Origin of the sequence: Bacillus xiamenensis, from assembly GCF_001857925.1 — a bacterium.
Taxonomy (GTDB): domain Bacteria; phylum Bacillota; class Bacilli; order Bacillales; family Bacillaceae; genus Bacillus; species Bacillus xiamenensis.
Map to the genome: position 1 here is coordinate 640,854 of NZ_CP017786.1, position 11,857 is coordinate 652,710.

The 11,857-nt window shown below is 40.6% G+C and carries 16 protein-coding genes; 8 read left to right on the forward strand and 8 right to left on the reverse strand.

All coding sequences use genetic code 11. The annotated features are described in order from the left end of the window. Window positions 1–41: 41 nt before the first annotated feature. On the forward strand, window positions 42–1,121 hold the full coding sequence (serC, locus tag BK049_RS03190; RefSeq protein ID WP_071167829.1) for a 3-phosphoserine/phosphohydroxythreonine transaminase: 1,080 nt from the start codon (window positions 42–44) through the stop codon (window positions 1,119–1,121). A 127-nt stretch (window positions 1,122–1,248) separates the two neighbouring features. Further along, the gene (locus tag BK049_RS03195; RefSeq protein WP_008361141.1) at window positions 1,249–1,767 is read left to right on the forward strand and encodes a tryptophan transporter; all 519 of its coding nucleotides are present in this window, start codon (window positions 1,249–1,251) and stop codon (window positions 1,765–1,767) included. Between the two features lie 51 nt (window positions 1,768–1,818). Here the strand turns inward: BK049_RS03195 and yhzF are convergent, their stop codons facing one another. Continuing rightward, window positions 1,819–2,010 (reverse strand): membrane protein YhzF, encoded by a 192-nt coding sequence (gene yhzF, locus BK049_RS03200; RefSeq protein ID WP_008361139.1) that lies wholly within the window; start codon window positions 2,008–2,010, stop codon window positions 1,819–1,821. Window positions 2,011–2,138: 128 nt separating this feature from the next. Between yhzF and BK049_RS03205 the strand changes: the two genes are divergently transcribed. Then, a complete protein-coding gene (locus tag BK049_RS03205) occupies window positions 2,139–2,495 on the forward strand; it encodes a YtxH domain-containing protein (protein WP_071167830.1) in 357 nt (118 codons plus the stop codon). 187 nt (window positions 2,496–2,682) lie between these two features. Continuing rightward, entirely contained in the window at window positions 2,683–3,297 is a 615-nt protein-coding gene (locus BK049_RS03210) for an HTH-type transcriptional regulator Hpr (RefSeq protein ID WP_008361135.1), read from the forward strand. Here the strand turns inward: BK049_RS03210 and BK049_RS03215 are convergent. Next, window positions 3,275–3,619 (reverse strand): YhaI family protein, encoded by a 345-nt coding sequence (locus BK049_RS03215; RefSeq protein ID WP_071167831.1) that lies wholly within the window; start codon window positions 3,617–3,619, stop codon window positions 3,275–3,277. The genes BK049_RS03210 and BK049_RS03215 overlap by 23 nt on opposite strands. A 233-nt stretch (window positions 3,620–3,852) precedes the next feature. Here BK049_RS03215 and BK049_RS03220 point away from each other — a divergent pair, with 233 nt between their 5' ends. Beyond that, the gene (locus tag BK049_RS03220) at window positions 3,853–4,371 is read left to right on the forward strand and encodes a DUF3267 domain-containing protein (RefSeq protein ID WP_008361131.1); all 519 of its coding nucleotides are present in this window, start codon (window positions 3,853–3,855) and stop codon (window positions 4,369–4,371) included. An 82-nt stretch (window positions 4,372–4,453) separates the two neighbouring features. After that, entirely contained in the window at window positions 4,454–4,639 is a 186-nt protein-coding gene (locus BK049_RS19670) for a hypothetical protein (protein WP_082194762.1), read from the forward strand. Between the two features lie 53 nt (window positions 4,640–4,692). Here BK049_RS19670 and BK049_RS03225 read toward each other — a convergent pair whose 3' ends face one another. Continuing rightward, window positions 4,693–4,782 carry a YjcZ family sporulation protein gene (locus tag BK049_RS03225; RefSeq protein ID WP_034647786.1) on the reverse strand — a complete coding sequence of 30 codons (90 nt, stop codon included), beginning with the start codon at window positions 4,780–4,782 and terminating at the stop codon, window positions 4,693–4,695. Between the two features lie 145 nt (window positions 4,783–4,927). After that, complete coding sequence (locus BK049_RS18710) at window positions 4,928–5,014, reverse strand: YjcZ family sporulation protein (RefSeq protein ID WP_008361129.1); 87 nt, start codon at window positions 5,012–5,014, stop codon at window positions 4,928–4,930. 161 nt (window positions 5,015–5,175) lie between these two features. On the opposite strand from BK049_RS18710, the gene BK049_RS03230 reads away from it, so the two are divergent. Continuing rightward, window positions 5,176–6,051 carry a peptidylprolyl isomerase gene (locus tag BK049_RS03230; protein WP_008361127.1) on the forward strand — a complete coding sequence of 292 codons (876 nt, stop codon included), beginning with the start codon at window positions 5,176–5,178 and terminating at the stop codon, window positions 6,049–6,051. 61 nt (window positions 6,052–6,112) lie between these two features. On the opposite strand, the gene BK049_RS03235 is transcribed toward BK049_RS03230, so the two are convergent. The 4 genes from BK049_RS03235 to BK049_RS03250 all read right to left on the reverse strand — a co-directional run bounded on the left by BK049_RS03235 (window position 6,113) and on the right by BK049_RS03250 (window position 11,474). Continuing rightward, on the reverse strand, window positions 6,113–6,343 hold the full coding sequence (locus tag BK049_RS03235) for a sporulation YhaL family protein (RefSeq protein ID WP_008361125.1): 231 nt from the start codon (window positions 6,341–6,343) through the stop codon (window positions 6,113–6,115). 115 nt (window positions 6,344–6,458) lie between these two features. Next, complete coding sequence (gene yhaM / locus BK049_RS03240; protein ID WP_008361123.1) at window positions 6,459–7,406, reverse strand: 3'-5' exoribonuclease YhaM; 948 nt, start codon at window positions 7,404–7,406, stop codon at window positions 6,459–6,461. Window positions 7,407–7,468: 62 nt separating this feature from the next. Next, window positions 7,469–10,243, reverse strand: a complete 2,775-nt coding sequence (locus tag BK049_RS03245) for an ATP-binding protein (protein ID WP_071167832.1) — start codon at window positions 10,241–10,243, stop codon at window positions 7,469–7,471. Between the two features lie 16 nt (window positions 10,244–10,259). Next, on the reverse strand, window positions 10,260–11,474 hold the full coding sequence (locus BK049_RS03250; RefSeq protein ID WP_071167833.1) for a metallophosphoesterase family protein: 1,215 nt from the start codon (window positions 11,472–11,474) through the stop codon (window positions 10,260–10,262). A 170-nt stretch (window positions 11,475–11,644) separates the two neighbouring features. On the opposite strand from BK049_RS03250, the gene BK049_RS03255 reads away from it, so the two are divergent. Next, window positions 11,645–11,833 carry a YhzD family protein gene (locus BK049_RS03255; RefSeq protein WP_008361117.1) on the forward strand — a complete coding sequence of 63 codons (189 nt, stop codon included), beginning with the start codon at window positions 11,645–11,647 and terminating at the stop codon, window positions 11,831–11,833. Window positions 11,834–11,857 lie beyond the last annotated feature (24 nt).

Sequence of the window (11,857 nt, forward strand, 5' to 3'; positions counted from 1 at the left end):
ATCTTTTGATCCATTAACGCGAGAAATAGGGAGAGATTGTGATGAAGCGAACGACGAATTTTAATGCTGGTCCGGCGGCACTGCCGCTAGAAGTGCTTCAAAAAGCACAGGAAGAACTTGTTGATTTTAAACAAACCGGGATGTCTGTGATGGAACTTTCTCATCGCAGCAGTGAATACGAAGAGGTCCACAATAAAGCAAAAGCGCTTTTGGTGGAGCTGATGGACATTCCAGAAGACTATGAGGTCCTCTTTTTACAAGGCGGAGCAAGTCTTCAATTTGCGATGATTCCAATGAACTTCTTACACGAAGGCGAAACCGCTCATTTCATTCAAACAGGAGCCTGGTCAGAAAAAGCATTGTCAGAAGCAAAAGTGTTTGGTCACACGTCTGTGTTTGCTTCAAGCGAAGACGACAACTATTCGTATATTCCAGAAGTAGATACGTCCAGTTTAACAGAGGGTGCTTACCTGCACATCACATCGAACAATACGATTTTCGGTACTCAGTGGAAAACGTTCCCAAACACATCGCTTCCGCTCATTGCGGACATGTCCAGTGATATTCTCAGCAAAAAAATAGACGTTTCTTCATTTGATTTCATTTATGCAGGGGCACAAAAAAACCTTGGGCCTTCTGGTATCACGATTGTGATCGCGCGCAAACGTTTATTAGAGAAAGAAAAAAGCGGCACACCTAAAATTTTAAAATATTCAACACACACGAAAGCCAATTCTCTTTATCACACACCACCGACTTTTGCCATTTATATGCTGTCTCTTGTCCTTGAGCATGTCAAACATGCTGGCGGCGTAGAAGCAGCAGAAAAACGCAATGAACAAAAAGCAGCGATTCTCTATGATACGATTGATCAAAGCGGCGGTTTTTACAAAGGACATGCACGCGCTGACAGCCGTTCGCATATGAATATCACATTCACCCTTCGTGATGATGCGCTCACCGCATCCTTTGTAGAGAAAGCAAAACAAGAACAAATGGTTGGACTTGCCGGCCACCGTTCTGTTGGTGGATGCAGAGCATCTATTTACAATGCGGTCTCTATAGAAGACTGCCAAAAACTTGCGGACTTTATGAAAAAGTTCCAGCAAGAAAATGAGTAAAAAAGCTTTTCTATCGCGAAATAAATTTGTTATAATGACGAGAAATATAAGGTCATGACTCTTGCAATAAATGATGAGCCATATTATTGGAGAGTCCTATAAGAGCTTAGCAGAGGAGAGCATAGAAATGAAAACAAAAGAATTAGTGATTATGTCATTGCTTGCAGCAATGGGAGCTGTTTTGCACACGATTTTCCCGCCCATCTTTTTCGGAATGAAACCTGATATGATGCTGGTCATGATGTTTTTAAGCATCATCCTTTTCCCTCGGGTGCAGCATGTCGTCGTCATTGCCCTGGTGACTGGGGTCATTTCCGCTTTGACAACGGGTTTCCCAGGCGGACAAATTCCAAATATGATAGATAAGCCGGTAACAGCCTTTATCTTTTTGGCCCTTTTCTTATCCTGCCAAAAGATGAAGAACAAAGTCGTGCTGACCGCCGTGCTAACAGCTATCGGAACCGCCGTATCCGGCGTGGTTTTCCTATCGGCCGCTTTACTGATCACTGGACTGCCAGCTGCATTACCGGCACTTTTTGTGGGTGTTGTCCTGCCAGCAGTTGTGATTAATACCATCGCAATGGTATTTGTGTTCCCGATTGCTCAGTCCATTCTAAAGCGTGCAAGAATGATCGAAGTCGCTTAATGAATAACCAAACCTCTTCATAATAAGATGAAGAGGTTTTTTTTCAACCTTTTATAAAAGAAAAAGGGTAAGCAGCAAAACGAGGAGCGAAATCCCTGCACCTGCCGCACAGACAAGTGCTTTTTGTTTCAATACATGTTTTGGCGGATAAGACCCTGCATACCCAAGCTGTCTTACATAATGAATGGAACCACCTGCGAAAATAACACCGATACACATAAAAACGAACAGAAAGACAGACAACCTTCTCCCCTCCCTTTTCTTCAAAAGTATGCTAAAATAAAGCAAGCTATGTATGGAAGTTCAATGAAGCTGATCATCAGCTCAGAGAGAACTTGCGAATGTGTAAAATTTGACTAGAGGTGATTGGAATGGCTAGTGGACGTTCTTTATTAACAGGATTATTTGTAGGCGGTCTCCTCGGAGGTGCGGCAGTGCTCCTGACGACTCCCTCTTCTGGCAGAGATGTACGCGAAAAGATGAAAGACAGCTATGACAAATTCGAAGATACGCTGACAAAATTAAAAAGAGATGGACAGGCTCTAAAAGAGCAAATTGTTGAAACAGCAAAAGAAAGTGCAGAAGTCATTAAAGAGGTCGGGACTGAATTGCAAACATCAATTCAGCAATGGCGTGAAGAAATCAAACCTCATCAGCAGGACCTGCAAAAGGAAATTCAAGAAATTGAGGAAAAGCTCAAACAGCTGGAGAAAACCTTACAAAACTAATATACTCACAAATAAATATTCGTTTACAAAAGTGTGCGGTGTGCGTATCCCGCACTTTTTTTGTTCAAAAAAGGTTATTTTGACAATGTTTTTCATGACTTTTTAAAATTCTTGAATTTTCAGCTTTATTAATCTTTATTTTATTGGCATAATAGAATTACAAGAAAAAGAGAAGTAGGTGAAATGGATGAATCATTCGGAACAGCCTTTCGATGTAAAAGAAGCACTTTTATTCAGTCAAAGAATGGCCCAATTGAGCAAAGCTCTTTGGAAATCCATTGAAAAAGATTGGCAGCAGTGGATCAAACCGTATAACCTGAATATCAATGAGCATCATATTTTATGGATTGCGTATCAATTAAAAGGAGCTTCAATATCAGAAATTGCAAAGTTTGGCGTCATGCATGTATCAACGGCGTTTAACTTCTCCAAGAAATTAGAGGAAAGAGGATTTTTGAAATTTTCTAAAAAGTTAAACGATAAACGCAATACGTATATTGAGCTAACGCCAAAAGGCGAAGAGACATTCCATAAACTACTCGAAGATTACGACCCGGCACGAACTGGTATTGTCAAAGGCGCACAGCCGCTTCATGACATTTACGGAAAGTTCCCTGAAATTTTAGAAATGATGTGTATTATTCGAAATATTTATGGTGAGGATTTCATGGAGATATTTGAGAAATCGTTTTCAAACATCGAGAAGGACTTTTTGAATGAGCGTGGGAAAGTCACGAAAAAGACTGAGGAGCTTGAAGACTCAGCAGATGAGAAAGCGGCTAAAGCAAATCAAATTGTTTAATGATCTTTATAAATTCATTCATTAACGGCTGAAACAGCCCTTGATCATGCAAAGCAAAAATGGTCTCATGAACATCCAGCTTTTCAACTAACTGCCCCGCAAAAAGCGCAAGGAGATTGTCGAACATGACATAGCCTTGTGCTTTTTGCTTGTCCATTTCATCTGAAAGCTCAGCACAAATACGTTCAATGTCCTTTGCCTCTTCTTTTGATACACGCTGCCGGATTAATAGCGCATAATATGGATAACGACTCATATCTGTCGCCGTCAGTAAAAGCTCCATATAATATTCGAGCTGGCTCATTCGTTCCTCAATACTCATGTACGTTCCCTCTTTCTCTTAGTCATTCTATTTTAGCCGAAATTACTCATTGACGAAAGAGACGAACCTCCCCCTCTTGTCTTTTTTTCTTGAAAAATCCAAAGTTTCCTCTCTTTAATTCCATATGAATAGAACATTTTATTTTTTTCATCAAAACCATTGATTTTTATCCTCAGGAAGAGTAAATTATCTTGAGATATTCAATTAGATTTTTGAGATTGGAAGGATGAAAAATGAATTGTTGGAAGACCATTAATCTTGAAAAGGATTATGGTTATACGAGAATGATGATTTCAGCAATAAGTCTTACTATACTTTTTTTCATTATGGCGTTTTTATGTTTTCAACTGACTCATCCTGAAACGAGACTCAGCAGTCACAATGCACCTCTCTTTGTCGTGCTTTTACTTGCGACATTGCTTGTCCACCGTGTGGTTCACTTGATCCCAGTGATGAAAAATAAGAAAAAAATGACGTTATTTAAACGAAATTGCTGGCAGCGCGTGCCGAAGAGAGTGATGCTTTTCTCACTGCTCAGCCCGTTTTGTGTCATCTCACCTGTTTACTTTATTTTAGGAATAGCATTTCCAATGTACGCACACTATTTTATCATGATCGCAAGTATTCATGCAGGCTATTGTTTGCCTGACTTTTTATTTGCATGGAAACTGCTAAAAGCACCAAAATCCTGCATCATTGATCAAGCCCAAGACGAGTTTGATATTTTAGTTGACCCAACTTCCTCATCATGAGGTTTTTAAAGCCAACTTCTATCTTTTTCATAAAAAATTTGGTAATGTAGTATGGGAATAGCATAGAGAGGGGGGATCTCCGATAGTTTTATTTTACTTCATCGCCTTTGCCGCGTTTATTGTGTACTCAATAAACAGGCTTACTAATACATTATGCCTTGTCAGAGAGATTCCTGAAGAACGGCAAGATAAGGTGTTTCGCTTTATCAATGTATCGATCCTGATCTTACTCATTTCATCATTTGTTGAAATTACCATTTCTGTTTAAGATCAAAGCAAAAGCTGCCTGTTTGATGGCAGCTTTTTGTGTAGGATGATCTATTAGTAAATCCAAGATGCACCGATAATGATCAATAAAATGAATAACACGACGACTAGTGCAAAACCGCCAGCAAAGACTTCTCCTCCCATGTGAAAACACCTCCTGCCAGTTCTTCCTCTGTTCTAAGCTCAGTGTATGCAGAAACATTGAAAACGTTTAGGCACCTGTCATCGTTTTAAAAAAGAACCGCCCGCACGCATGGCAGGACGGCTCCTTTCTGTAACAGCGATTTAATTAGTAAAGATATGCTGCACCAACGATGATCAGCAAAATGAATAGCACGACCAATAAAGCAAATCCATTAGAATATCCTGCTCCCATATAATTCAGCCTCCTTTTTGTGATCACTATATGTGTATGTCGAGCACAAAAAATTGACTAGACGAATGCCCTCCCATTTGCATTTCTTTTTACAGCGTGTCACAATATGTTATGATACAAGCAATGATAAATAAATTGGAAAGATTAGGAGTGTTTTTTGAATGAAAAAAATAGCTTTAGCAGCTGTAACAGCAGTAAGTGTTTTAACTCTTGGCGCATGCAGTAGCGGTGATAAAGAAGTCATCGCAACAACAAAATCAGGAGATGTCACAAAAGAAGAGCTTTACACAACTCTTAAGAAACAAGCAGGCGGAGATGCATTAAACCTACTTGTTCAACAAAAGGTTCTTGCTGACAAATACAAAGTATCAGATAAAGAAATTGATAAGAAATTGAAAGAATATAAAAAGACACTTGGAGCAGACCGTTTAAAACAGCTTCAAGATGAATACGGGAAAGACTACATCAAAGATCAAGTGAAATATGAGCTACTTACGCAAAAGGCTGCAAAAGCTAACATTAAAATCACTGATAAAGAAGTAAAAGCGTATTATGATGACCTCAAAGGGAAAATCCGCGCGAGCCACATTTTAGTCGCTGATAAGAAAACAGCGGAAGAAGTGGAAAAGAAATTAAATAAAGGCGAAAAATGGGATGACCTAGTGTCTGAATACTCAACTGACACGTCTTCAGCAGCACAAGGCGGCGATGTAGGCTGGTTCGCAAAAGACGGCCAAATGGATGAGAACTTCAGTAAAGCGGCCTTCAAACTAAAAGTAAATGAAATCAGCAAGCCAGTAAAATCACAATATGGCTACCATATCATTAAAAAGACCGAAGAACGCGGTAAATATAATGACATGAAAGCAGACTTAAAAAAAGAACTGCTTGAACAAAAGCAAGCAGACTCAACTGAAATCCAAACAATCTTAAACAAATTGGTGAAAGCTGCCGATGTGAAAGTAAAAGATAAAGAACTTCAAGACACGTTCAAAGAAAAATCTGAACAAACAACAACAGAAACTCAAAGCCAATAATCACGAAAAACCCCTCTGCGTTTTTAATTGCAGAGGGGTTTTTGTATGAATAGATGGCTGTCTAAGCAATCGAATGGTCTTCATGTTTCGCCGGTTCCTGTGATCGTGTTACTTGCTGACCTTGACGTCTGCGCTCTCTTTCCTGTTCCATTCGCTCAATAAAGATTTCTCCTTCTTTTTCAATAAAGGATTGATCAATCTCTTGCTCCTCTTTGGCTGTCGTCATTAATTTATATGCACAAAAGATAATGCCAATGATACATGCATACACCCACCACGGAAAAAACAACATTGTCATCGCCTCCTTTTTTCAGGACAAATCTCTCTTCCTTTGTGTTACATGCTTATGCGGCAAGAAGACAAGTTATGAAAAAAAACGCCCGCTTCCAGCGGACGTTTTGACAATGTTATTCATTGTGAAAGGTTGGTTTATAAAATGAACGATTCTCTAATGCAAAAATACGCTCTGTATATTCTCCTGGCTTCACATGTTCAAGCGCACGATCCATCATGTTCATTTTCGCGTCTAAATTATCAATATAGTGGAGAATTTCAGCTTCCTTCACCATTGGCGGTTTAGGACTGCCCCACTCTCCTTTTCCGTGATGACTTAGCACTAAGTGTTGTAAAATGAGAATTTCCTCTGAATCAATACCAAGCTCTTCTGCGGCTTTTGCAATTTCTGTCACCATAATAGAAATATGCCCAATTAAATTCCCTTCGACTGTATAAGTAGTCGAAACTGGACCGGAAAGCTCTTTGACTTTCCCTAAATCATGAAGAATGATGCCTGAATATAAAAGATCTCGATCGAGTGATGGATATAGATCAACAATTGATTTCGCTAAATGCAGCATAGATACCACATGATAGGCAAGACCCGATACAAACTCGTGATGGTTTTTTGTAGCTGCTGGATAATCGGCGAATTCCTGTCCATACTTCTTGAGCAAATGTCTTGTGACACGTTGAATATTAGGATTTTTCATATCAAAAATATATTGCATAATGGTATCCATCATATCGTGTTTTGGAATAGGAGCTGTTTCTAGAAAATCATCAATTCGAATTTGCTCGTTTTCAGCAACAGGGCGTATATTCCTAAGCTTCAGTTGATTCCTCCCGCGATAATGATGAATATCACCTACTACCTTCACGATGGTTTGCGCGGCATATGTAAGCTCATCATTCTGCTTTGCATCCCATAGCTTCGCCTCAATATCTCCACTTTGATCTTGAAGAATTAAGGTTAAAAATGGTTTGCCATTACTTGCAATCCCTTTAGTAGATGATTTAATTAATAAATGCAGGTCAACTTGTTCGCCGACGTCATAGGTCATGATCCCTTTAGCCATTCAATAAAAGCTCCTTCCATGTTTCTGCTCATATAAGTATAACATAAGTCATTATTTGTCAATCAATCTGCCGCTAAACTCGTAATCTGTCCCTCTTCCACTGTTTCTTTCATATGATGATGACAGGTGAAATAAAACAGCTGCGTCTCAAAACGAGTGAGTTCTTTCATTAACTCCTGCACTCTTCCTAGACGGACATGATCAAAATGAACGAAACTGTCGTCCATCATAAAGGGAAGCTGACAATTCTGCTGGTGGGACAAAGCAAGCGCAAAACGAATCGCAAGATAAACTTGTTCACAAGTTGCCTGTGAAAGCTGCTCTGGGCGGAATATTCGTCCATCCTTCCGTTTCACAATCAGCCGGTCATCTTCGCCTGAAAATAAAATGGATTCATATCGCTCATTCGTTAACGGCTGAATAAAGCGGGAAGCCGTTTGAAGAAGCGCTGGCAGCCTCGTTTCTTTATGCTCATTTAGCTTCTCTCGAATAACGGAGCGGACGAGCTGAATAGCTGCCCATTTTTTCACAAGGTGCTTCGCATGCTCCTGCTCTATCGCAAGCTGATGAGTCAAATCAGACACTGTACCTGACGCTTCGATTTGCCGGATTTCCACTGATCGTTCTGCCAAGCGCTGCTTCATATTCGTCACATTTTGTTCAATGTCATGCAGACGCTTTTTCGCTTGTGCGCACTCTTCCTCAAGGTGGCTCAATCCTTTACGAGCAATAACTTCCTCCTCATCCATACAACCGCTTCTGTGCAGCTCTTGATTCAGCTGCTGCAAATGATGCAGCCGATCCCGGTATTCTTTGGATTGATGAGACAGTACATGGTAGTCTTCCTTTGACTCTGCTTCTACTTGACGAAAAAGCTCGTCCATCTGCTTTTCGTAATATTGAATTTCTCCTTCCAGCGTTGTCAGCTGCTGCTCCACATGTTGAATGGAGATGTGCAATGCCTGACGTTCTTTTTCTCTTTTCGCCTCATCTTTCAATATCTCTTGAAAGGCTGAGATGGTTTCTTGAATGCTTCCTTCTTTTCTTTGAAGGAGGCGGCTTAGCGCTGCGACTTTTTGCTCATAGTCCGATTGCTGATAAGTGAGCGCTTCTATTTCCCTATCAAGTGCCTCATATGCCGCTGTATTTGCTTTTAATTGTTTTAGGATATGAAAAGCTTCTACAAGGAATGGAAGCTCTGTCGACAAGCCCAGCTGTCTTTTCATTTCCTCTACTTGCTGCTGGACAGGCTCCAGCTCTTGCTCCCAGTCTTCATATTGACGGATGATTCTTTCATATAGAAGTTCCTTTTGCCTGACAAGCGTTTCAGCTGAAGCCGCTTGAACATAAAAGGACTCAGAGGTGCTACCATTGGTTGCTTGTTTCAACTGTGTCTGTTTAAGCAATGGATAAATCGCTATGAAGGTAAATACAGAAAACCCCGCAAACAGCAAAGGCACCCAGCTCTCTGCTAAAAAGAATAAGATGATGAGGATGACAGCATCTGTCATAAGCATTAGCGGGAATAACCACGTCCGGAAAGGAGTCTGTTTCTCTTTCGCTCTTGTTCCTCTGACCTCGTCTGACACCGGCTGCTCCTTTAATCCTTTTAGAGCGGTTTCCGCTTCTTCTAACTCATGTCTTGCATGATCAAACCGGTCATCAAGCTGCGCTTTTCTATCCATTAAACGAACGTATTGGCTGACAGCCTCCTTTAATTCCCACTCAAAATCAAGTGAGTCATCCACTTGATCAAGCTGCATTGGACGCTGAAACTTCAGCTTCGCTGCGGCTTCTTCTATTTTTTGTTTCAATGAACCCCGCTCTACTTTCCCTTCTGCTATGCGTTTCTTTACAAACTCAGCATCAGGTGACTCAGCCATGACCCGTTTCATCTCCAACAATGTATCCTTGTCATATTGTGGTTGAACTTGCGTGAGCGAAGTTTGCAAGTGATCTAATTTTTGTTTCAGTGCTGTCAATTGTGCCTTTTTCGGGTGAAGGTGTGATTCTAGTTTATCAAGCTCATGCTCGGTTTCCTGTCTAAACTGTTTGACTCGCTTTGGATAACGCGCCAATTCTTTTTTAAGCTCCACTTTGCTTTCTATCATGGGATACAGCCGAATATGTTCAGTCAGTTGTTGAATGTCTATTTCTGCCTGATTCATTTCTTGTTGAAGCTGTTCGATTTTCTCCGCTAATTCAGCTTGCTCTCGTTTCTTTTCGGAATAACGTCCCTCTGCCAATTTTGCCTGTTTCAGCTGACCTGCCAGCTCTTTTAGACGCTCAAGCTGCTGATTTAATTCAGGCTTGCGTCCATTGGGTTTAAATAGCTGCTCCTGCTGTTTTAGCAGTCTGCTATCCATCTTGGATGCCGCATCTGAGCCAAATAAGCTTGAAAAGAGTAGAAATTCACCCATTTGGTCTTGGTTTAACGCTTGAACATTTTGCAGCCCAAACACATCAAAAGAATAAATCGATTGAAATAACCTGCGATCTGTTCCCTTTAACATCGTACGTAGAAAAGCTTCGTCTTTCACTTCACCATTGGGTAACAGCACCTGTGCTTTTCCGCCTTGATCAGACGTTCTCTCAATATGAATCACACCTAATTCTTCATCTAAACATGTGAGGGAGCCGCCATAAAATGAGCCCTGCTTCGGCTGATACGTTTTGCTTTTCGAAAAACCAAATAACACCGATTCAATAAACGCCTTCAATGTCGATTTCCCCGATTCATTCAGGCCATAAACTAGCTGAAAACCATCATCAGAAAAGTGAAAGGTTTGATTAGAAAATTTTCCGAAATTCGCAATATGAAGTGAACGTATTTTCATCATGCCTCTCCTTTTCTCACAATTGCTTCAGCTGTTCTGTCAGCAGCCTTTGTGCTTCTTCTTTTATATCCACTTCATCCTCTTTTGTGAGAGCTTTTCCTAACCTTCTATAAGTTGGATGACGCTTAATCGGTGAGAGCAGCTCTTCATACGTATCAAACTGGGCAATTTCTGATGTTAGTTCTTTCAAAAAAGAATCTTCCGGATAGACGATATCCTCATTTGTTCGGCAGTCAATCGACATCACCCAAACGAATATGTCTTCCTCTTCTTCCTGCTCATGAAGGACAGCCATCAGCTCCTCCAGCACCTCAAGCTGCGATAGTCGAATATAAGCAGGGGTTTCTCCAGTCAATTCGATTTTCACAACATGAGGAATGCCCCGCTCTTTCAGCCTACTCATCTGTTTGTCCACAAGTGTCACAAGGTCCGTCATATGTGCTGTATCTGTGATATCTAATGACAATGTCTCAAAAATGACATCAGAACAGCCAATAAACTCCGCTGCGTGAGAATTTTCGGATAGATGAACGACATAACAGCCTTTCTCTCCTGTTTCTTTTATATGTCTCCCCTGCAAGTTTCCAGGGTAAATGATCATTGGGTCTTCATGCAAAAGAGCCCGCTTATGAATATGTCCAAGCGCCCAATAATCGAAATCCCGCGACAGGAGCTGTTGAAGCTGAAATGGCGCATATGCATCATGTCCTTCTTGACCCGCTAATGTGCCGTGAAGCATCGCAATATGATAGGGTGCGTCTGTTGTTTTTACATAGTGAGATGTCATATTCTCATAAACCGCCCGCTCATTGTAGCTGAATCCGTAAATACTTGCGGCGAGCTGATCTCCTCTATAAAACGATTGCTCACTTGGCGTACTGCTCAAAAAAACGTGAACATTCTCCGGCCACTCAATTGGCGTCCATTCACCGCCTAAATGATCATGATTACCATAAATAATAAACACGTCAATTTCGTGTTCTTGCAGTTTAAGAAACTGATTTCTTAAAAAAAGCTGGACTTTCAGGCTGCGATTCGATTCATCAAATAAATCTCCGCTCAGCAGCACAAAGTCTACTTCTCGATCAATCGCAAGGTCAAACATGTTCCTCGCACTTTGAAATGTACTTTCTTTCAACCTCTTAAAAATTTGGTTTGGTATATTTGACATTCCCGCAAACGGACTATCTAAATGAAGATCTGCGGCATGAATAAAGGTAAGCTTCGTCAAACGTCTATCTCCTTATACAATACTGTCGTTGTCCATATTTTATCATGCCGTTTTTACGAATGCACGTTCTATTACTCTCATTCTAAAAAACACATTTTTAAAGACAAAAAAGAGGTTTTACCTGACTCCTTGTTTAATTCATTAAAAAACAAAAGAAAGGAAGATGAGGTATGGAGAAAACATACTTTTTGACCGTATTTGATTCGTCAGGTGAGACCTTATTAAACGAAAAAATCACAGCAAATAACGATGAAAAGGCGAAGGAATTAGGACGGCATCGCTTAATCGAACAGCAATACACGAAGCATTCTCATCGCCTTGTGAATGATGCAGGCAAGCTTCTATTATTTGAACGTTAAAAAAGCCGGCATGCGCCGGCTTCA

What these genes read in the sequence shown, in the direction of transcription:
- serC (WP_071167829.1), top strand. Translation starts at nt 42, where the DNA reads ATGAAGCGAACGACGAATTTTAATGCTGGTCCGGCGGCACTGCCGCTA.
- BK049_RS03195 (WP_008361141.1), top strand. Translation starts at nt 1,249, where the DNA reads ATGAAAACAAAAGAATTAGTGATTATGTCATTGCTTGCAGCAATGGGA.
- BK049_RS03205 (WP_071167830.1), top strand. Translation starts at nt 2,139, where the DNA reads ATGGCTAGTGGACGTTCTTTATTAACAGGATTATTTGTAGGCGGTCTC.
- BK049_RS03210 (WP_008361135.1), top strand. Translation starts at nt 2,683, where the DNA reads ATGAATCATTCGGAACAGCCTTTCGATGTAAAAGAAGCACTTTTATTC.
- BK049_RS03215 (WP_071167831.1), bottom strand. Translation starts at nt 3,619, where the DNA reads ATGAGTATTGAGGAACGAATGAGCCAGCTCGAATATTATATGGAGCTT.
- BK049_RS03220 (WP_008361131.1), top strand. Translation starts at nt 3,853, where the DNA reads ATGAATTGTTGGAAGACCATTAATCTTGAAAAGGATTATGGTTATACG.
- BK049_RS03225 (WP_034647786.1), bottom strand. Translation starts at nt 4,782, where the DNA reads ATGGGAGGAGAAGTCTTTGCTGGCGGTTTTGCACTAGTCGTCGTGTTA.
- BK049_RS18710 (WP_008361129.1), bottom strand. Translation starts at nt 5,014, where the DNA reads ATGGGAGCAGGATATTCTAATGGATTTGCTTTATTGGTCGTGCTATTC.
- BK049_RS03230 (WP_008361127.1), top strand. Translation starts at nt 5,176, where the DNA reads ATGAAAAAAATAGCTTTAGCAGCTGTAACAGCAGTAAGTGTTTTAACT.
- BK049_RS03235 (WP_008361125.1), bottom strand. Translation starts at nt 6,343, where the DNA reads ATGTTGTTTTTTCCGTGGTGGGTGTATGCATGTATCATTGGCATTATC.
- yhaM (WP_008361123.1), bottom strand. Translation starts at nt 7,406, where the DNA reads ATGGCTAAAGGGATCATGACCTATGACGTCGGCGAACAAGTTGACCTG.
- BK049_RS03245 (WP_071167832.1), bottom strand. Translation starts at nt 10,243, where the DNA reads ATGAAAATACGTTCACTTCATATTGCGAATTTCGGAAAATTTTCTAAT.
- BK049_RS03255 (WP_008361117.1), top strand. Translation starts at nt 11,645, where the DNA reads ATGGAGAAAACATACTTTTTGACCGTATTTGATTCGTCAGGTGAGACC.